Genomic DNA, 540 nt, shown 5'->3' on the forward strand with positions numbered 1-540 from the left:
CAATTACGGTAAATATAATTGTTGCGGTGTCATCACTTTGCTTTTTTGAAGTAACAGACATATGCACCGTTCCCTCATCCGTATACTTAAACGCGTTAGAAAGAATATTGTTAAGTATTTGTTTAATGCGAAGTTCGTCGCCGATAAGTATTAACGGCAAATTCTCGTCTATATCCATTATAAATTCAATCGGCTTGCTTTCATAACGCATAATATTTAATTGGACGGTATCGTTTATCAGGCTCGCAATATCATATTCGGCGGGCACAAGCTGCAGCTTGCCCGCTTCAATTTTAGACAAATCCAATATGTCGTTAATAATACCCAACAGCAAATCGCTCGAATTGTAAATTCTTTCAAACGCTTCTTTTACCGGCTCAGACAGCATAGTGTCCTGAAGCTGAATTTCCGTAATGCCTATAATGGCGTTCATCGGCGTGCGTATCTCGTGGCTCATTTTCGCTAGGAAGTCGCTTTTCGCCTTACTGCTTTTTTCGGCAAGTTCCGCCTTGCGCATTTCGTTAAGTTTGGCCTTGTGTT

Annotated in this window: 1 protein-coding gene; it reads right to left on the minus strand. The window is 40.7% G+C overall.

The genetic code is table 11. The features are described 5' to 3' along the window. Positions 1-517 (minus strand): sensor histidine kinase (locus ACYVTD_RS15910; RefSeq protein ID WP_461248661.1); only part of this gene is annotated, 517 nt, incomplete at its 3' end. Between the last annotated feature and the right edge of the window lie 23 nt (positions 518-540).

The organism is Treponema sp. R6D11, assembly GCF_054786075.1.